This window comes from Streptomyces monomycini (genome assembly GCF_022271435.1).
Lineage (GTDB): Bacteria > Actinomycetota > Actinomycetes > Streptomycetales > Streptomycetaceae > Streptomyces > Streptomyces monomycini.
In genome coordinates this window covers 390660-408758 of sequence record NZ_JAFIQY010000002.1, presented here as the reverse complement: position 1 = coordinate 408758, position 18099 = coordinate 390660, and the positions used below count along the sequence as shown (strand labels likewise).

The following is an 18099-nucleotide window of genomic DNA, read 5'->3' as shown; positions in this document are numbered from 1 at the left end:
GGCAACCGGGAACCCCCGGATCCCGGAAGACACAGCCAGGTGAGGAACCCCCACGATGTTCGAGGCGGTCGAGGAACTGATCGGCGAGCACGCCGACCTTGAGAAGCGACTGGCCGACCCCGCGGTCCACGCCGACCAGCGCGAGGCCAAGCGGCTCAACAAGCGCTATTTCGAGCTGACCCCGATCATCACGGCGTACCGCGCCTGGAAGCAGACCGGCGACGACATCGACACGGCCCGCGAACTGGCCGCCGACGACCCGGACTTCGCCGACGAGGTCAAGGACCTCGAAGCGCGCCGCGAGGAGCTCACCGAGAAGCTGCGGCTGCTGCTCGTCCCGCGCGACCCCAGCGACGACAAGGACGTCATCCTGGAGGTCAAGGCCGGCGAGGGCGGCGAGGAGTCCGCGCTGTTCGCCGGCGACCTGCTGCGCATGTACCTGCGCTACGCCGAGCGCGTCGGCTGGAAGACCGAGATCCTCGACGCCAACGAGTCCGACCTCGGCGGCTACAAGGACGTCCAGGTCGCCGTGAAGACCAAGGGCGGCAACGGCGCCACCGAGCCCGGCCAGGGCGTGTGGGCCCGCCTGAAGTACGAGGGCGGCGTGCACCGCGTCCAGCGGGTGCCCGCCACCGAGTCCCAGGGCCGCATCCACACCTCGGCGGCCGGCGTGCTCGTCACGCCCGAGGCCGAGGAGGTCGAGGTCGAGATCGGCCCGAACGACCTGCGCATCGACGTCTACCGCTCGTCGGGCCCCGGCGGCCAGTCGGTCAACACCACCGACTCCGCCGTACGGATCACCCACCTGCCCACCGGCATCGTCGTCTCCTGCCAGAACGAGAAGAGCCAGCTCCAGAACAAGGAGCAGGCCCTGCGCATCCTGCGGTCGCGGCTGCTGGCCGCCGCCCAGGAAGAGGCCGAGAAGGAGGCGTCGGACGCCCGGCGCAGCCAGGTCCGTACCGTCGACCGCTCCGAGCGCATCCGGACGTACAACTTCCCGGAGAACCGCATTTCGGACCACCGCGTCGGCTTCAAGGCGTACAACCTGGACCAGGTGCTCGACGGCGAGCTCGACCCGGTCATCCAGGCGTGCGTGGACGCCGACTCGGCCGCCAAGCTGGCCGCCGCCCAGTAAGCCCGCAGAACGCCCGTAAAACGCCCGTAGAACGAGCCGGAGGAACAGCGTGCCGTCGCCTTCCGGGGGTCACGACCCCCAGCGGCCCCGCCGCGGGCCCAATCCCCGCACCGTGCTGCTCGCCGAGGTGGCCCAGGCCACCCAGCGGCTGGCCGACGCCGGCGTACCCTCACCGCGCTTCGACGCCGAGGAACTCGCCGCACACGTCCACGGCGTCAAGCGCGGTGAACTGCACCGGGTCCCCGACGCGGACTTCGACGCCCGCTACTGGGAGGCCGTCGCCCGCCGCGAGGCCCGCGAACCGCTCCAGCACATCACCGGGCGGGCCTTCTTCCGCTACCTGGAGCTGCACGTCGGCCCCGGCGTCTTCGTACCCCGCCCGGAGACCGAGTCGGTCGTCGGCTGGGCGATAGACGCGGTACGGGCCATGGACGTCGTCGAACCGCTCATCGTGGACCTGTGCACGGGCTCCGGAGCCATCGCGCTCGCCCTGGCGCAGGAGGTGCCGCGCTCCCGGGTGCACGCCGTCGAGCTGTCCGACGAGGCCATGCAGTGGGCCCGTAAGAACGTCGAGGGGTCCCGCGTCGTTCTCCAGCAGGGCGACGCGCTGACCGCGCTTCCCGAGCTGGACGGCCAGGTGGACCTGGTCATCTCCAACCCGCCGTACATCCCGCTGACCGAGTGGGAGTACGTCGCACCCGAGGCACGCGACCACGACCCCGAGCTCGCGCTGTTCTCGGGCCAGGACGGCCTGGACACCATCCGGGGCATCGAGCGGACCGCACACCGGCTGCTGCGGCCCGGCGGCGTCGTGGTCATCGAGCACGCCGACACCCAGGGCGGCCAGGTTCCGTGGATCTTCACCGAGGAACGGGGGTGGGCCGACGCGGCCGACCACCCCGACCTGAACAACCGGCCCCGCTTCGCCACCGCGCGCAGGGCGACGCCATGACGAGCCCGGCCCCCACGAGTCATCTGTACGTTCCGCACGAGGAGGTCCGTTAAATGGCACGGCGATACGACTGCAGCGACGCGACCGACCGCGCGACCGGTCTGCGCGAGGCCGCATCGGCCGTCCGTCGCGGCGAGCTGGTCGTGCTGCCGACCGACACCGTCTACGGCATCGGCGCGGACGCGTTCAGTGCCGAGGCCGTCGGTGACCTGCTGGAGGCCAAGGGGCGCGGGCGCGGCATGCCGTCCCCGGTGCTCGTCGGCTCCCCGAACACCCTCCACGGGCTCGTCACGGACTTCTCCGAGCAGGCCTGGGAACTGGTCGACGCCTTCTGGCCCGGCGCGCTGACCCTGGTCGCCACCCACCAGCCGTCGCTGACCTGGGACCTGGGGGAGACCCGCGGCACGGTCGCGGTCCGTATGCCGCTGCACCCGGTCGCCATCGAGCTGCTGACCGAGTTCGGCCCGATGGCCGTCTCCAGCGCCAACCTCACCGGGCACCCGTCGCCGCAGGACTGCGACGCCGCCCAGGAGATGCTCGGCGACTCCGTCTCCGTCTACCTGGACGGCGGCCCGACCCCCGCCGCCGTGCCGTCCTCGATCGTGGACGTCACCGGGCCGACGCCGTTGCTGCTGCGCGAGGGCGCGATCAGCGCGGAGGAGCTGCGCAAGGTGGCTCCCGGGCTCGAGGTGGCGAATTGATTGCGCCCCTCGGGCGTGGCATAGCGGGACCCGGCGAGGACAGCTACCGCACGTTCCGCATCCTCCACGTCAGCACCGGCAACGTCTGCCGCTCGCCCATCACCGAGCGGCTGCACCGGCACGCCCTCGACCTGCGGCTGGGCGCGGACCGCGGCGGCCTGGTCGTGGAGAGCGCCGGCACCTGGGGCCACGAAGGCGCGCCCATGGAGACCCACGCCGCCACGGTTCTGGCCGACTACGGCGCGGATCCGGCCGACTTCACCGGCCGTGAGCTGCTGGACGAGCACGTCATCCGGGCCGACCTGGTGCTGACCGCCACCCGCGACCACCGCGCCCAGGTCATCTCCATGGGCCACTCCGCGGGGCTGCGCACCTTCACCCTGAAGGAGTTCAACCGCCTCGTACGGGCCATAGACCCGGCCACGCTGCCCGAGCCCGACCCGGCGCTGCCCGGCGGCGGGCTGGTCGAACGCGCCCGCGCCTTGGTCGGCGCCGCGGCGGCGCTGCGCGGCTGGCTGCTGGCGCCGAACCCGGAGGCGGACGAGGTCTACGACCCGTACGGCGCGCCCATCACGTTCTTCCGCTCCATCGGCGACGAGATCAACCAGGCGCTGGACCCTGTCGTGACGGCGCTGACGGGGGTTCCCGCACGCGCCTGAGGGTCCGGGAGGGGCCGGGGCTGCGGGGGCGGGGGCGGGGCTTCTGGGGGCGTTGAGGGGTGTGGGGCGGGGCTGGGGCTGGGGCCGGGCTCTTGGGGGAGCTGAGGGTTGTGGCTTCGTGGCTTCGTTCCGGTCCGGTCCGGGTAGGCCCCCGGTGGGGGATGTGAGCGTGCGTCCCGTAGGGCGGGGGGTGCGGTCGTGGCGTGGCTTGGGTGCGCGAGCTTGGGTGTGGCTGCGGTTGGGTAGGCCCCCGGTGGGGGGATGTGCGTGAGCGTCCCGTAGGGCGAGCGGTCCGGCCCTGGTGTGGCTTGGATGTGCGAGCTTCGGTGTGGCTGCGGTTGGGTAGGCCCCCGGTGGGGGAACGTGAGCGGTCGCCCCGTAGGGCGGGCGGTCCGGGCCCGGGTCGGCTTGGATGTGCGAGCTTCGGTGCGGCTGCGGCTGGGTAGGCCCCCGGTGGGGGAACGTGCGCGTGCGCCCCGTAGGGCGAGCGATCCCGCCCCACCCTCGCAGCTCCCCGCCCCCCGCCTCGTAGCCCCCACCCCACCCTTCATAGACCCCCGCCCCCACCCACCCCCTCCAGCTCCCTCCACCGCGCCCCAAGCCCCCACCGCGCCTACATTGGGACCACGTCCCCGTCCGAGGCCCGGAGCGCGCCATGCCCGCCACCACCACGTCATCCCGGAGCGACATCACGGCTGCCCGGAGGGAGGCGGCCGGGGCAGGGGCGGGGCACGGCGGGTACACGCCGCCCGCCTGGACGCCCGACTTCGCGGGGCTGCTGGAGCAGGACCCCGAGATCGCCGGCGTGCTGCTCGCCGAGGCGGCCCGGCAGGGCGACGGGCTGCAGCTCGTCGCCGCCGAGAACTTCGCCTCCCGGGCCGTGCTGGCCGCCCTCGGCTCCCCGCTCGCCAACAAGTACGCCGAGGGCTATCCGGGCGCCCGTCACCATGGCGGGTGCGAGGTCGTGGATCTTGCCGAGCGGCTGGCGGTGGAACGTGCCAAAGTCCTGTTCGGTGCCGAGCACGCGAACGTCCAGCCGCACTCCGGGTCCTCGGCCGTGCTGGCCGCGTACGCCGCCCTGCTGCGCCCCGGTGACACCGTCCTGGCCATGGCGCTGCCGCACGGCGGGCACCTGACGCACGGTTCCCCGGCCAATTTCTCCGGCCGCTGGTTCGACTTCACCGGGTACGGCGTCGACCCGCACACCGGCCTGCTGGACTACGACGAGGTGCGCGCGCTGGCCCGCCGCCACCGGCCCAAGGCCATCGTCTGCGGCTCGATCTGCTATCCGCGGCATCTGGACTACGCCGTCTTCCGGGAGATCGCCGACGAGGTGGGCGCGTACCTCATCGCGGACGCCGCCCACCCCATCGGGCTGGTCGCCGCGGGCCTGGCGCCCAGCCCGGTCCCGTACGCGGACGTGGTGTGCGCGACCACCCACAAGGTGCTGCGCGGCCCCCGGGGCGGCATGATCCTGTGCGGCGCCGAGCTGGCCGAGCGCATCGACCGGGCGGTCTTCCCGTTCACCCAGGGCGGCGCCCAGATGAACGCGGTCGCCGCCAAGGCCGTCGCGTTCGGCGAGGCCGCCACCGACGCCTTCGCCGGCTACGCGCGGCAGGTCGTCACCAACGCCCGGGCGCTGGCCGGTTCGCTGGCCGAGGAGGGCCTGCCGGTCACCACCGGCGGTACGGACACTCATCTGATCACCGCCGACCCGGCGCCGCTGGGCGCGGACGCCCGTACGGCCAGGGGACGTTGCGCGGCGGCGGGCATCGTGCTGGACACCTGCGCCCTGCCGTGCCCCGAGGACCCGTCAGGACGCCGCCCCGGGCTGCGGCTGGGGGCCGCCGCCCTGACCACCCAGGGCATGGGCGAGGACGAGGCGGTGCGGGTCGGCGCGCTGATCGCGGCGGCCGTACGGGAGGACCCGGGCGCCCGCGCGGAGACCATGGCATTGGTCCGGCGCTTTCCCCCATATCCCCATCCGGGCTGAGCTCTGGAACCATGCGCGGGGCGGGGGTGTCTTCTCTTACGTTCACGGATAGGGGGCGGACACGCATATGGTGTGTGGCTGTGATGGCCAGCGATACCAATGGGGCAGCCCGTGCGTGAATACCTGCTGACGCTGTGCGTCACGGCCGCGGTCACTTACCTGCTGACCGGGCCGGTACGGAAATTCGCCATCGCGGCCGGCGCGATGCCGGAGATCCGCGCGCGCGACGTGCACCGCGAACCCACCCCGCGCCTCGGCGGCATCGCCATGTTCGGCGGGCTGTGCGCGGGCCTGCTGGTCGCGGCCCATCTCACCAACCTCAAGTCCGTCTTCGAGCACTCCAACGAGCCGCGCGCCCTGCTCTCGGGCGCCGCGCTGATCTGGGTGCTGGGCGTGCTGGACGACAAGTGGGGCGTGGACGCGCTGGTCAAGCTCGGCGGGCAGATGATCGCCGCCGGTGTGATGGTCCTTCAGGGCCTGACGATCCTGTGGATCCCGGTGCCGGGCATCGGCACGGTCTCGCTGAGCCCCTGGCAGGGCACGCTGCTGACGGTCGCTCTGGTCGTCATCACCATCAACGCCGTCAACTTCGTGGACGGCCTCGACGGGCTGGCCTCCGGCATGGTGTGCATCGCCGCCGCGGCGTTCTTCATGTACGCGTACCGGATGTGGTTCGGGTACGGCATCGAGGCGGCCGCGCCCGCGACGCTGTTCTCGGTCGTCCTGATGGGCATGTGCCTGGGCTTCCTGCCGCACAACATGCACCCGGCGCGGATCTTCATGGGCGACTCGGGCTCGATGCTGATCGGGCTGGTCATGGCGGCCGGCGCGGTCTCGGTGACCGGCCAGGTCGACCCGGACCTGCTCAACCTGAAGGCGGGCAGCGTCCGCGAGGCCACCCACGCGATGGTGCCGGTCTACATCCCGCTGCTGCTGCCGCTGACGATCATCGCGGTACCGGTCGCCGACCTGGTGCTGGCCATCGTGCGCCGTACGTGGAAGGGCCAGTCCCCGTTCGCCGCCGACCGCGGCCACCTGCACCACCGGCTGCTGGAGATCGGCCACTCGCACAGCCGCGCCGTCCTGATCATGTACTTCTGGTCCGCGCTGATCGCCTTCGGCGCCGTGGCGTACTCGGTCAACAACGCGAGCGTCTGGGTCGTGCTGGGCATCGTGCTGCTGAGCGCGATCGGGCTCGTCCTCCTGCTGCTGCCGCGCTTCACGCCGCGGGCGCCGCGCTGGATGGAGTGGATGGTGCCGCCGCGGTACCGGCGCAGCGTGCAGGCGGCGGCGGTCGCCGCGGCCGCGGCGGAGAGCGCGGCGATCGACGAGGCCGGGCACCCGGACGGGGGACGGACGCCGGACGGCGAGGGCGCTCCGGAGCGGGAGCGGCAGCCGGTGCCGTCGGGTGTCAACGGGGCCACCGCGATCGGTGACCGGTCGCGGTTCACCGACCGGCGTAAGGCCGGAAGTCATCGCTGAGGCGCGTTTTCGCTCGTACGAGCGACGCTCGAAAATCCCCCCATTGGGTTACATAGCAGACAGGGTGCCGCCATGTCGCGCTCCAACGCGCGGATTACTGCTCACGTGTGACGGGTAGCACACCGAGCAGGTAAAGACCTCATCAAATAGTTTGTGATACCGTTCACGAAACCCGGCGACAGAGCCGAAGGACCGAAGTGCGACGGTCTTTCGGCCTCAGGTTCTCCCTCAGGCCGGGTCTACGCTCGTCCTTGACGACACCACCCCCATTTTTTGCCGGAGCGCCGCCATGCAGTCCACTGACGCCCGCCTACTTGCCAATGTCTCCGTACCCTCGCTTGCCACCGGCGCCGTCGGCGTCGTGATCAGCGCTGTGGTCGCGGGCGGGCAGGGCGCGATCGGTGCTGCCATCGGAACGGTGCTGGTGCTGCTGCTGATGGGGTCGGGTCTGGTGGTTCTCCAGCAGACCGCGAAGCGCCTCCCGGATCTGTTTCAGATGATGGGACTGCTGCTGTACGCGGTGCAGATCCTGGCCGTCGCGGTCTTCATGATCGTCTTCAAGGACACCACGCTCTTCAACGTCAGGGCGTTCGCCTTCACCCTGCTCGCGACCGTCCTGGTGTGGATCGCCTTCCAGGCCCGCAGCTATATGAAGGCAAAGGTTCTCTACGTGAATCCCGAATCCGCCGACTCCAAGAAGGCGGAAACCACGGGGTCGCGGACGTGAGCCGTAGGGCCGGAATAAAAGCCCACGCGAGAGCCTGCTATCGTCCGGTGCCAACTGCGGCGCAGTCGGCGCAGGCGGCTGAGCCTCCAGGTTCCGAGTCAGGGAACCGGTTGCACGTCCGGCCGATGCCTGTGACCCGATCCGGCCCCGCGCCGATCAGCCGCCCCCCAATCCGTAAGACCAGTCCAGTGCCGCACCGTGGCTCAATGCCGCGCCGACACAACGAGGTTGCCGTACCCATGCGCCACGCTGAAGGAGCTCGCGGTGAGTGCTGAAACGATGCTCGCCCTCGACACGGAGTGCCACCTCTTCATCCCGGGGTGTGGCTTCGAGGCCCCGGGCCTTCATTCGTTCGTCTTCGAGCCCCTTTTCACCATCGGTGGCTACGAGTTCAACAAGCCGATGCTGCTGGCCCTGGTCAGCACGGTGATCATCGTGGCGTTCTTCTGGGCCGCCTTCGGCCGCGCCAAGGTGGTGCCCGGCAAGCTGCAGATGATCGGTGAGGCGGGTTACGACTTCGTGCGCCGCGGGCTCGTCTACGACGCGCTCGGCAAGAAGGAGGGCGAGAAGTTCGTCCCCTTCATGGTCGCGCTGTTCTTCTTCGTGTGGATCATGAACCTCTGGTCGATCATCCCGGTCGCCCAGTTCCCGGTGACCTCGGTCATCGCGTTCCCCATGGGCCTGGCCCTGGTGGTCTACATCACCTGGCTCGTGCTGACGTTCAAGCGCCAGGGCTTCGTCGGCGGTCTGAAGAACCTCACCGGCTACGACAAGTCGCTCGGCTGGGTTCTCCCGCTGATCATGTTCCTGGAACTGCTGCAGCACCTGATCATCCGGCCCTTCACGCACGCGGTCCGGCTGTTCGCGAACATGTTCGCCGGCCACATGCTCATCCTGATGTTCACCGTCGCCAGCTGGTACCTGCTGAACGGCATCGGCATCGCCTACGCGGGCGTCTCGTTCGTCATGACCATCGTGATGACGGCCTTCGAGCTCTTCATCCAGGCCATCCAGGCGTACATCTTCGTGCTCCTGGCCTGCAACTACATCCAGGGCGCGCTCGCCGAGCACCACTGAGCCCCCAGGTACCCCAGCAGTTCCACCAGACGTCCGGTGGCCAACCCCCACCGGTCCATGAAAGAGAAGGAAGACACGGCATGTCCGCGACTCTCGAACTCGCCGCCGGCCTCACTGGCAACGTCGCTTCGATCGGCTACGGCCTCGCCGCCATCGGCCCCGGCGTCGGCGTCGGCATCATCTTCGGTAACGGCACCCAGGCCCTGGCCCGTCAGCCCGAGGCCGCCGGCCTGATCCGCACCAACCAGATCATGGGCTTCGCCTTCTGCGAGGCGCTCGCCCTCATCGGCATCGTCATGGGTTACGCGTACCCGTCCTAATCACGGAACGCACCGACGACGCCACTTAGACGGAAGGCATTGATGTGAGCGCCCTGGTGAACATGGCGGCGGAGGTTCCTGAGAACCCCCTCGTCCCGCCGATTCCAGAGCTGGTCATCGGCCTGATCGCTTTCTTCATCGTCTTCGGTTTCCTCGCGAAGAAGCTCCTCCCGAACATCAACAACGTTCTGGACAAGCGCCGCGAGCAGATCGAAGGCGGCATCGAGAAGGCGGATGCCCTACAGGCCGAGGCCCAGCAGGTCCTGGAGGACTACCGGTCCCAGCTCGCCGACGCGCGCCACGAGGCCGCCCGGCTGCGCCAGGAGGCGCAGGAGCAGGGAGCGACCCTGATCGCCGAGATGCGTGCCGAGGGCCAGCGGCAGCGCGAGGAGATCATCGCGGCCGGCCACGCCCAGATCGAGGCGGACCGCAAGCAGGCCGCGCAGTCGCTGCGCCAGGACGTGGGCAAGCTCGCCACGGAGCTGGCGGGCAAGCTGGTCGGTGAGTCCCTGGAGGACCACGCCCGCCAGAGCCGGACCATCGACCGCTTCCTCGACGAGCTCGAGGCCAAGGCGGCGTCGGACCCGACGAAGGCAGAGGCCGGCCGATGAATGGAGCGAGCCGCGAGGCACTCGCCTCCGCACGCGAGCAGCTCGACGCGCTGACGGACAACACGACCGTCGACGCGACGAAGCTCGCCGAGGAGCTGGCTGCCGTCACCGCTCTGCTCGACCGCGAGGTGTCGCTGCGTCGGGTCCTCACCGACCCGGCGCAGGCCGGCGAGGCCAAGGCCGAGCTGGCCGGGCGCCTGTTCGGCGGCCAGGTCGGCGGCGAGACCGTCGACCTGCTCTCCGGCATGGTCCGCTCCCGCTGGTCGCGCTCCCGCGACCTGGCGGACGCGACGGAGGAGCTGGCGTACGGCGCCGACCTCGTCGCGGCGCAGCGGGCGGGCGCCCTCGACGACGTCGAGGACGAGCTGTTCCGGTTCAGCCGGATCGTCGCCTCGTCGCACGAACTGCGCGCGGCACTGACCGACCGCACCGCGCAGGGGCCGGCCAAGGCCGAGCTGCTGCGCTCGCTGCTGGGCGGCCGGGCCAACCCGGTCACCGAGCGCGTCGTGGTCCGGCTTGTCGCACAGCCGCGGGGCCGTAGCCTGGAAGCAGGGCTGGACGCCCTGTCCAAGCTGGCCGCGGCCCGCCGGGACCGGATGGTCGCGGTGGTCACCTCCGCGGTGCCGCTCGGCGACACCCAGCGGCAGCGCCTCGGCGCGGCCCTGGCGGCGGTGTACGGACGGCAGGTCCACCTGAACCTCGACGTGGACCCCGAGGTCCTCGGCGGCGTCCAGGTCCGGATCGGCGACGAGGTCATCAACGGCAGCATCGCGGCACGCCTCGAAGAGGCGTCCCGGCGGATGGCCGGCTGACCCACCCACCAACTCAAGAAGTAGTACGGCGGCCCGAGTTGGGCCGTGGACGCAGTGACATCACGGGGGCAACCGCCCCTGCCTGCGGCGGGGGACGCACAGTCCCCCGTAAACGACGACGGGCCCAACAAGGAGAGCAGGGAACCCAGATGGCGGAGCTCACGATCCGGCCGGAGGAGATCCGGGACGCGCTGGAGAACTTCGTCCAGGCGTACAAGCCGGACGCGGCCTCGCGCGAGGAGGTCGGGACGGTCAGCGAGGCCGGTGACGGCATCGCGAAGGTCGAGGGTCTTCCCTCGGCGATGGCGAACGAGCTGCTGAAGTTCGAGGACGGCACGCTCGGTCTTGCGCTGAACCTGGAAGAGCGCGAGATCGGTGCGGTGGTCCTCGGCGAGTTCAGCGGTATCGAGGAGGGCCAGCCGGTGCGCCGCACCGGTGAGGTGCTCTCGGTCGCCGTGGGCGAGGGCTACCTCGGCCGCGTCGTCGACCCGCTGGGCAACCCGGTCGACGGCCTCGGCGAGATCGAGTCCGAGGGCCGCCGCGCGCTGGAGCTCCAGGCTCCGGGCGTCATGGTCCGCAAGTCGGTCCACGAGCCGATGCAGACCGGCTACAAGGCCGTCGACTCGATGGTCCCGATCGGCCGTGGCCAGCGTCAGCTGATCATCGGCGACCGCCAGACGGGCAAGACCGCCCTGGCCGTCGACACGATCATCAACCAGCGCGACAACTGGCGCTCCGGCGACCCGAAGAAGCAGGTCCGCTGCATCTACGTCGCCATCGGCCAGAAGGGCTCCACCATCGCGTCCGTGCGCGGCGCGCTGGAGGAGGCCGGTGCCCTGGAGTACACGACCATCGTCGCCGCCCCGGCGTCCGACCCGGCGGGCTTCAAGTACCTGGCGCCCTACACCGGCTCGGCCATCGGCCAGCACTGGATGTACCAGGGCAAGCACGTCCTGATCATCTTCGACGACCTCTCGAAGCAGGCCGACGCCTACCGCGCCGTGTCCCTGCTGCTGCGCCGCCCGCCGGGCCGTGAGGCGTACCCGGGTGACGTCTTCTACCTGCACTCCCGCCTGCTGGAGCGCTGCGCGAAGCTCTCCGACGAGCTCGGTGCCGGCTCGATGACCGGTCTGCCGATCGTCGAGACCAAGGCGAACGACGTGTCGGCGTTCATCCCGACCAACGTCATCTCCATCACCGACGGCCAGTGCTTCCTGGAGTCCGACCTGTTCAACGCGGGCCAGCGCCCGGCGCTGAACGTCGGTATCTCGGTCTCCCGCGTCGGTGGCTCCGCCCAGCACAAGGCCATGCGCCAGGTCTCCGGCCGGCTCCGCGTGGACCTCGCCCAGTTCCGTGAGCTGGAGGCGTTCGCCGCCTTCGGTTCCGACCTGGACGCGGCCTCCAAGGCCCAGCTCGCCCGTGGTCAGCGCATGACCGAGCTGCTCAAGCAGGGCCAGTACCAGCCGATGCCCGTCGAGGAGCAGGTCGTCTCCATCTGGGCCGGTACCACCGGCAAGATGGACGACGTCCCGGTCCAGGACATCCGCCGCTTCGAGCGCGAGCTGCTGGATTGGATGGGCCGCGAGAAGAAGGAGCTGCTCACCAGCATCGCCGAGGGCGCCAAGATGTCCGACGACACCATCCAGGCGCTCACCGACACGGTCTCCACCTTCAAGCAGCAGTTCGAGACCTCGGACGGCAAGCTTCTCGGTGAGGACGCTCCGGTCAGCACGAGCAAGTGACGACGGAAGGGACCTGATCCATGGGAGCCAAGCTCCGGGTCTACAAGCGTCGCATCCGCTCCGTCACCGCGACCAAGAAGATCACCAAGGCGATGGAGATGATCGCCGCCTCGCGCATCGTCAAGGCGCAGCGCCAGGTGGCGGCATCGACGCCGTACGCGAGTGAGCTCACCCGCGCGGTGACGGCGGTTGCGACCGGTTCGAACACCAAGCACGCCCTGACGACCGAGGTGGACCAGCCCACCCGGGCCGCGGTGCTGCTCATCACGAGCGACCGCGGTCTGGCCGGCGGCTACTCCTCCAACGCCATCAAGGCCGCCGAGCAGCTCACCGGGCGGCTCAAGGCCGAGGGCAAGGAGGTCGACACCTACATCGTCGGCCGCAAGGGTGTCTCGTACTACGGTTTCCGTGAGCGCAAGGTCACGGAGTCGTGGACCGGCTTCACCGACAGCCCGACGTACGCGGACGCCAAGGCCGTCGCCGGGCCGCTGATCGCCGCCGTCCAGCAGGACACGGCCGAGGGCGGCGTGGACGAGCTGCACATCGTCTACACCGAGTTCGTCTCGATGATGACGCAGACGCCGGTGGACAACCGGCTGCTGCCGCTCAGCCTCGAAAAGACGGCCGAGGAGGCGCAGGAGTCGTCCAAGGGCGAGATCCTGCCGCTGTTCGACTTCGAGCCGTCGGCGGAGGACGTCCTGGACGCCCTGCTGCCGCGGTACGTGGAGTCGCGCATCTACAACGCGCTGCTCCAGGCCGCCGCCTCCAAGCACGCCGCCACGCGGCGGGCGATGAAGTCGGCGACCGACAACGCGGAAGAACTCATCAAGTCGCTCTCGCGGCTTGCCAACGCGGCCCGCCAGGCCGAAATCACCCAGGAAATCAGCGAGATCGTCGGTGGCGCGAGCGCACTGGCCGACGCGACCGCGGGGAGTGACTGACAACTATGACCACCACTGTTGAGACGGCCACGGCGACGGGCCGCGTCGCGCGGGTCATCGGCCCGGTCGTCGACGTGGAGTTCCCCGTCGACGCGATGCCGGACATCTACAACGCGCTGCACGTCGAGGTCGCCGACCCGGCCGAAGAGGGCAAGCTCAAGACGCTGACCCTCGAAGTCGCCCAGCACCTGGGTGACGGCGTGGTCCGTGCGATCTCGATGCAGCCCACCGACGGCCTGGTCCGCCAGGCCTCGGTGACCGACACCGGCGCGGGCATCACCGTGCCCGTCGGTGACGTCACCAAGGGCAAGGTGTTCAACACCCTCGGCGAGATCCTGAACGTGGACCCGTCCACGGTCGAGGTCAACGAGCGCTGGCCGATCCACCGCAAGGCCCCCAGCTTCGACCAGCTGGAGTCCAAGACCGAGATGTTCGAGACCGGCGTCAAGGTCATCGACCTGCTGACCCCGTACGTCAAGGGCGGCAAGATCGGTCTGTTCGGCGGCGCGGGCGTCGGCAAGACCGTCCTCATCCAGGAAATGATCTACCGCGTGGCCAACAACCACGACGGTGTGTCGGTGTTCGCCGGTGTCGGCGAGCGCACCCGTGAGGGCAACGACCTGATCGAGGAGATGACGGACTCCGGCGTCATCGACAAGACCGCGCTGGTCTTCGGCCAGATGGACGAGCCCCCGGGCACCCGTCTGCGGGTCGCGCTGGCCGGTCTGACGATGGCGGAGTACTTCCGTGACGTCCAGAAGCAGGACGTCCTCTTCTTCATCGACAACATCTTCCGGTACACCCAGGCGGGTTCCGAGGTGTCCACCCTGCTCGGCCGCATGCCGTCCGCGGTGGGTTACCAGCCGAACCTGGCGGACGAGATGGGCCTCCTCCAGGAGCGCATCACCTCGACCCGTGGTCACTCGATCACCTCGATGCAGGCGATCTACGTCCCCGCGGACGACCTGACCGACCCGGCGCCGGCCACCACCTTCGCCCACCTGGACGCGACCACCGTTCTGTCGCGTCCGATCTCGGAGAAGGGCATCTACCCGGCGGTGGACCCGCTGGACTCGACGTCCCGCATCCTGGACCCGCGGTACATCTCGCAGGACCACTACAGCTGTGCCTCGCGGGTCAAGACGATCCTGCAGAAGTACAAGGACCTGCAGGACATCATCGCGATCCTCGGTATCGACGAGCTGGGCGAGGAGGACAAGCTCACCGTCCACCGTGCCCGTCGTATCGAGCGCTTCCTGTCGCAGAACACCCACGTGGCGAAGCAGTTCACCGGTGTCGACGGCTCGGACGTGTCGCTGGACGAGTCCATCGCGGCGTTCAACGCGATCGCCGACGGTGAGTACGACCACTTCCCCGAGCAGGCGTTCTTCATGTGCGGTGGCCTTGAGGACCTGAAGGCGAACGCCAAGGAGCTGGGCGTCTCCTGACGGCCGGCCTCGTTCCGGGGGCGGCCATGGCCGCCCCCGGTCCGTACGACCACTAGTATTTGACCCAACATCTGCCGTACCCGGCAGGTGGAGACCCGAGGAGCCATCGTGGCTGAGCTGCACGTCGAGTTGGTCGCCGCCGACCGTCAGGTCTGGTCGGGCGAGGCCGGCCTGGTCGTCGCGCGCACCTCGTCGGGCGACATCGGCGTCATGCCGGGCCACCAGCCGCTGCTCGGCGTGCTGGAGTCCGGCCCGGTGACGATTCGTACGACCGGCGAGGACGGGGACGGCACCGTCGTCGCCGCCGTGCACGGCGGTTTCATCTCGTTCGCCGACAACAAGCTGTCTCTGCTCGCGGAGATCGCCGAGCTGTCCGACGAGATCGATGTCCAGCGCGCGGAGCGGGCCTTGGAGCGGGCGAAGTCGGAGGCCGACGCGGCCGCCGAGCGCCGCGCCGATGTCCGGCTGCGCGCGGTGGCGGGCGTGCACTGAAGCCCTCCACCGACGAGTTCGTCCCTCAGCCGCGGGCTGCGCTGGAATCCTCCAGGGCGGTCCGCGGCTGAGGCAATGCAGGTGCGTTTTCCCCCTCGCGCCCGAACCGGCGCGCGGGTACCCCCATCGAGGCGAGGAGGTCGGTTCGGATGGTCCTCGCTCTGCTCGTGAGCGGCGCGGTCGTCGTACTGGTGCTGCTGGGGCTCTTCGTCTTCGGTCTACGGCGACGGCTCATCCAGCGCTCCGGCGGCACCTTCGACTGCAGCCTGCGCTGGAACGTGCCCGACGAGGAGGCCGAGCCCAGCGGCAAAGGCTGGATCTACGGGGTCGCCCGCTACAACGGTGACCGGGTGGAGTGGTTCCGCGTCTTCTCCTACGCGCCCCGCCCCCGCCGCCAACTGGAACGCTTCGCCATCGAGGTGCTGGAGCGCCGCACCCCCCAGGGCGAGGAGGAGCTGGCCCTGCTCTCCGACTCCGTCGTGCTCGCCTGCCGCCACCGCGGTACGAGGCTGGAGCTGGCGATGAGCGAGGACGCCCTGACGGGGTTCCTGGCGTGGCTGGAGGCGGCGCCTCCCGGCCAGAGGGTGAATGTGGCGTAGGGCCTTCGAGGTCCGGCCGTCCGTCGGCTGAACGGCCGGAAGGCCGGGAAGGCGGGGGCGACGCCGCCTCCCCGGCCGGTCCGGGGGTGGTGAGCCGGGTTACTTCAGGCCGCTGTCGATGGCGGTCATCAGTTCGCCGTTGGCGGTGTCACCGCTGAACTCCCAGAAGAACGCGCCGCCCAGTCCCTGCTGCTTGGCGTAGTTCATCTTGCCGACGATGGTCGCCGGGGTGTCGTAGCTCCACCAGTTGCCGCCGCAGCGGGCGTAGGCGGTGCCGGCCACGGTGCCGGTGGACGGGCAGCTCGCCTTGAGGATCTTGTAGTCCTCGATGCCGGCCTCGTACTTGCCGGGGGCCGGACCGGTGGCGGTGCCGCCGGGGGCGTCCTGGGTGACGCCGGTCCAGCCGCGTCCGTAGAAGCCGATGCCGATCAGCAGCTTCTTCGCGGGGACGCCCTTGGCCTTGAGCTTCTGCAGGGCGGCGTCGGTGGTGAAGCCCTGCTTCGGGAGGCCGGGGTAGGACGTCAGGGGCGAGTGGGGGGCGGTGGGACCGGTCTTGTCCCAGGCGCCGAAGAAGTCGTACGTCATGACGTTGTACCAGTCGGCGTACTGCGCGCCGCCGCCGTAGTCGGCCGCGTCGATCTTGCCGCCGTCCGAGCCGTCGGCGGTGATCGCTGCGGTCACCAGCTGCTTGCCGAACTTGGCACGGAACGCCTGCATCATGGTGCTGAAGGCCGCCGGGCCGCTGGTGTCGCAGGTCAGGCCGCAGGCGTTGGGGTACTCCCAGTCCAGGTCGATGCCGTCGAAGAGGCCGGCCCAGCGCGGATCGTTGACCAGCTGGTAGCAGGAGTCGGCGAAGGCGGCCGGGTTCTTGACCGCGTCGGTGAAGCCGCCGGACCAGGTCCAGCCGCCGAAGGACCACAGGAGCTTGATGTTCGGGTACTTCGCCTTGAGCTTCTTGAGCTGGTTGAAGTTGCCGCGCAGCGGCTGGTCCCAGGTGTCGGCGACGCCGTCCACGCTCTGGTCGGCGGTGTACGCCTTGTCGGTGGCCGCGTAGGCGTCGCCGATGGTGCACCGGCCGCCCTGGACGTTGCCGAACGCGTAGTTGATGTGTGTCAGCTTGCTCGCGGAGCCCGAGGTGACCAGGTTCTTCACGTGGTAGTTGCGGTCGTAGACGCCCCACTCGGTGAAGTAACCCAGCTTGACCGCGTCGACCGGCTGTCCGCCGCCTCCGGTGGTGCGGACGGTGGTGGCGGCGCTGGCCGGGCCGGTCTGGTCGGCGGTGTCGCGGGCCACGACGGTGTAGGCGTACTCGGTGCCCTTGGTCAGGCCGCTGTCGGTGTAGGCGAGCTTCTCGACGGTGGCGACCTTGGTGCCGTCGCGCAGGATGTCGTAGTTCTTGACGCCCTTGTCGTCGGTGGCGGCGGTCCAGGTCAGCCGTACGGAGGTGTCGGTGATGTCGCCGGCCACCGGCTTGCCGGGCGCGGAGGGCGGGGTGTCACCGGGCTGTCCGCCGCCGGTGGTGCGGACGGCGGTGGGCTCGCTCGCGGGGCCGGTCTGGTCGGCGGTGTCGCGGGCGACGACGGTGTAGGTGTACGCGGTGTCCTTGGTCAGGCCGCTGTCGGTGTAGGCGAGCTTCTCGACGGTGGCGACCTTGGTGCCGTCGCGCAGGATGTCGTAGTTCTTGACGCCCTTGTCGTCGGTGGCGGCGGTCCAGGTCAGCCGTACGGAGGTGTCGGTGATGTCGCCGGCGACGGGCTTGCCGGGCGCGGACGGCGGGGTGTCACCGGGCTGGGCCCCGTCGCAGGAGCCGCCGTTGAGCTTGCAGCCGCTCACGTCACCGCCGCCGGAGCCGGTGCCGATGAAGCCGAAGCTGACCGAGGCGCCGGGGGTGATGGTGCCGTTCCAGTTGACGTTCTTGGCGGTGTAGTGGCCGTTCGAGCCGCTGACCTGGGCGTCCCAGGCGGAGCCGACGGTGGTGCCGGAGGGGAAGTCCCACTCGACGGTCCAGCCGTCGATGGTGGTGTCGCCGGTGTTCTTCACCGTCCACTGCCCCTGGAAGCCGGCGCCCCAGTCGGAGACCTTGGTGTACGTGGCGGTCGCCGACTCGGCGGCGTGCGCGGGGGTGGCGCCGGCCAGACCGATGAGCGCCGCCACGGGCAGGAGGAGTGCGGTGAGGAACGCGAGGGTTCTTCGTCGGGCGTGGGTGGTGCGTGTCAGGGTTCCGGGTGTCACGGATGCTCCCAGGTAAGGGGGTGGAGGTGGGGGAGAACCTGCGCCGCCCGGTGAGCGCTGTGGGGCGCGCTCACCGCGAAGATGTGAAGGGAGCGTAAAAAGGTCCAGACCTACGGTCAAGAGGTCTGGACCAAAGTGGATGGCACCCTCCGCCGCGCCCGCCCGGCGCGGCGGCG

At 70.1% G+C, this 18099-nt stretch carries 17 protein-coding genes; 16 read left to right on the top strand and 1 reads right to left on the bottom strand.

Annotation, left to right across the window (positions count from 1 at the left end; all coding sequences use genetic code 11):
- The first annotated feature begins 55 nt into the window (after window positions 1-55).
- The 16 genes from prfA (at window position 56) to JXZ78_RS04330 (ending at window position 15691) form a co-directional block, all read left to right on the top strand.
- On the top strand, window positions 56-1135 hold the full coding sequence (gene prfA, locus JXZ78_RS04405; RefSeq protein WP_030017735.1) for a peptide chain release factor 1: 1080 nt from the start codon (window positions 56-58) through the stop codon (window positions 1133-1135).
- Between the two features lie 112 nt (window positions 1136-1247).
- Complete coding sequence (gene prmC, locus JXZ78_RS04400; RefSeq protein WP_030017734.1) at window positions 1248-2087, top strand: peptide chain release factor N(5)-glutamine methyltransferase; 840 nt, start codon at window positions 1248-1250, stop codon at window positions 2085-2087.
- A 53-nt stretch (window positions 2088-2140) separates the two neighbouring features.
- Entirely contained in the window at window positions 2141-2788 is a 648-nt protein-coding gene (locus JXZ78_RS04395) for an L-threonylcarbamoyladenylate synthase (protein WP_030017733.1), read from the top strand.
- Entirely contained in the window at window positions 2785-3447 is a 663-nt protein-coding gene (locus JXZ78_RS04390) for an arsenate reductase/protein-tyrosine-phosphatase family protein (RefSeq protein WP_030017732.1), read from the top strand. The genes JXZ78_RS04395 and JXZ78_RS04390 overlap by 4 nt, the downstream gene beginning before the upstream one ends.
- A gap of 655 nt (window positions 3448-4102) precedes the next feature.
- Window positions 4103-5440, top strand: coding sequence for a serine hydroxymethyltransferase (glyA, locus tag JXZ78_RS04385; protein WP_030022196.1), 1338 nt, complete (start codon window positions 4103-4105; stop codon window positions 5438-5440).
- Window positions 5441-5539: 99 nt separating this feature from the next.
- On the top strand, window positions 5540-6922 hold the full coding sequence (locus JXZ78_RS04380; protein WP_030022195.1) for an MraY family glycosyltransferase: 1383 nt from the start codon (window positions 5540-5542) through the stop codon (window positions 6920-6922).
- Between the two features lie 289 nt (window positions 6923-7211).
- Complete coding sequence (locus JXZ78_RS04375) at window positions 7212-7649, top strand: Cg1360 family ATP-synthase-associated protein (protein ID WP_030022194.1); 438 nt, start codon at window positions 7212-7214, stop codon at window positions 7647-7649.
- A gap of 279 nt (window positions 7650-7928) precedes the next feature.
- Window positions 7929-8726: a F0F1 ATP synthase subunit A gene (gene atpB, locus JXZ78_RS04370; protein WP_030022193.1), complete on the top strand. Its 798-nt coding sequence runs from the start codon at window positions 7929-7931 to the stop codon at window positions 8724-8726.
- An 80-nt stretch (window positions 8727-8806) separates the two neighbouring features.
- A complete protein-coding gene (atpE, locus tag JXZ78_RS04365) occupies window positions 8807-9046 on the top strand; it encodes an ATP synthase F0 subunit C (protein WP_030022192.1) in 240 nt (79 codons plus the stop codon).
- A gap of 62 nt (window positions 9047-9108) precedes the next feature.
- Window positions 9109-9657 carry a F0F1 ATP synthase subunit B gene (locus tag JXZ78_RS04360; protein WP_275127463.1) on the top strand — a complete coding sequence of 183 codons (549 nt, stop codon included), beginning with the start codon at window positions 9109-9111 and terminating at the stop codon, window positions 9655-9657.
- Window positions 9654-10469 (top strand): F0F1 ATP synthase subunit delta, encoded by an 816-nt coding sequence (locus JXZ78_RS04355; RefSeq protein ID WP_030022190.1) that lies wholly within the window; start codon window positions 9654-9656, stop codon window positions 10467-10469. The genes JXZ78_RS04360 and JXZ78_RS04355 overlap by 4 nt, the downstream gene beginning before the upstream one ends.
- A 149-nt stretch (window positions 10470-10618) precedes the next feature.
- Complete coding sequence (gene atpA / locus JXZ78_RS04350) at window positions 10619-12211, top strand: F0F1 ATP synthase subunit alpha (protein WP_030022189.1); 1593 nt, start codon at window positions 10619-10621, stop codon at window positions 12209-12211.
- 20 nt (window positions 12212-12231) lie between these two features.
- Window positions 12232-13152 carry a F0F1 ATP synthase subunit gamma gene (locus JXZ78_RS04345; RefSeq protein ID WP_030022188.1) on the top strand — a complete coding sequence of 307 codons (921 nt, stop codon included), beginning with the start codon at window positions 12232-12234 and terminating at the stop codon, window positions 13150-13152.
- A gap of 5 nt (window positions 13153-13157) precedes the next feature.
- Window positions 13158-14600, top strand: a complete 1443-nt coding sequence (atpD, locus tag JXZ78_RS04340) for a F0F1 ATP synthase subunit beta (RefSeq protein WP_030022187.1) — start codon at window positions 13158-13160, stop codon at window positions 14598-14600.
- 108 nt (window positions 14601-14708) lie between these two features.
- A complete protein-coding gene (locus JXZ78_RS04335; RefSeq protein WP_030022186.1) occupies window positions 14709-15092 on the top strand; it encodes a F0F1 ATP synthase subunit epsilon in 384 nt (127 codons plus the stop codon).
- A 149-nt stretch (window positions 15093-15241) separates the two neighbouring features.
- A complete protein-coding gene (locus JXZ78_RS04330) occupies window positions 15242-15691 on the top strand; it encodes a DUF2550 domain-containing protein (protein WP_030022185.1) in 450 nt (149 codons plus the stop codon).
- Between the two features lie 99 nt (window positions 15692-15790).
- Here JXZ78_RS04330 and JXZ78_RS04325 read toward each other — a convergent pair whose 3' ends face one another.
- Complete coding sequence (locus tag JXZ78_RS04325) at window positions 15791-17923, bottom strand: glycoside hydrolase family 18 chitinase (protein ID WP_030022184.1); 2133 nt, start codon at window positions 17921-17923, stop codon at window positions 15791-15793.
- Window positions 17924-18099: the final 176 nt, after the last annotated feature.

What these genes read in the sequence shown, in the direction of transcription:
- prfA (WP_030017735.1), top strand. Translation starts at nt 56, where the DNA reads ATGTTCGAGGCGGTCGAGGAACTGATCGGCGAGCACGCCGACCTTGAG.
- JXZ78_RS04395 (WP_030017733.1), top strand. Translation starts at nt 2,141, where the DNA reads ATGGCACGGCGATACGACTGCAGCGACGCGACCGACCGCGCGACCGGT.
- glyA (WP_030022196.1), top strand. Translation starts at nt 4,103, where the DNA reads ATGCCCGCCACCACCACGTCATCCCGGAGCGACATCACGGCTGCCCGG.
- JXZ78_RS04380 (WP_030022195.1), top strand. Translation starts at nt 5,540, where the DNA reads ATGGGGCAGCCCGTGCGTGAATACCTGCTGACGCTGTGCGTCACGGCC.
- JXZ78_RS04375 (WP_030022194.1), top strand. Translation starts at nt 7,212, where the DNA reads ATGCAGTCCACTGACGCCCGCCTACTTGCCAATGTCTCCGTACCCTCG.
- atpB (WP_030022193.1), top strand. Translation starts at nt 7,929, where the DNA reads ATGCTCGCCCTCGACACGGAGTGCCACCTCTTCATCCCGGGGTGTGGC.
- atpE (WP_030022192.1), top strand. Translation starts at nt 8,807, where the DNA reads ATGTCCGCGACTCTCGAACTCGCCGCCGGCCTCACTGGCAACGTCGCT.
- JXZ78_RS04360 (WP_275127463.1), top strand. Translation starts at nt 9,109, where the DNA reads ATGGCGGCGGAGGTTCCTGAGAACCCCCTCGTCCCGCCGATTCCAGAG.
- JXZ78_RS04355 (WP_030022190.1), top strand. Translation starts at nt 9,654, where the DNA reads ATGAATGGAGCGAGCCGCGAGGCACTCGCCTCCGCACGCGAGCAGCTC.
- atpA (WP_030022189.1), top strand. Translation starts at nt 10,619, where the DNA reads ATGGCGGAGCTCACGATCCGGCCGGAGGAGATCCGGGACGCGCTGGAG.
- JXZ78_RS04345 (WP_030022188.1), top strand. Translation starts at nt 12,232, where the DNA reads ATGGGAGCCAAGCTCCGGGTCTACAAGCGTCGCATCCGCTCCGTCACC.
- atpD (WP_030022187.1), top strand. Translation starts at nt 13,158, where the DNA reads ATGACCACCACTGTTGAGACGGCCACGGCGACGGGCCGCGTCGCGCGG.
- JXZ78_RS04330 (WP_030022185.1), top strand. Translation starts at nt 15,242, where the DNA reads ATGGTCCTCGCTCTGCTCGTGAGCGGCGCGGTCGTCGTACTGGTGCTG.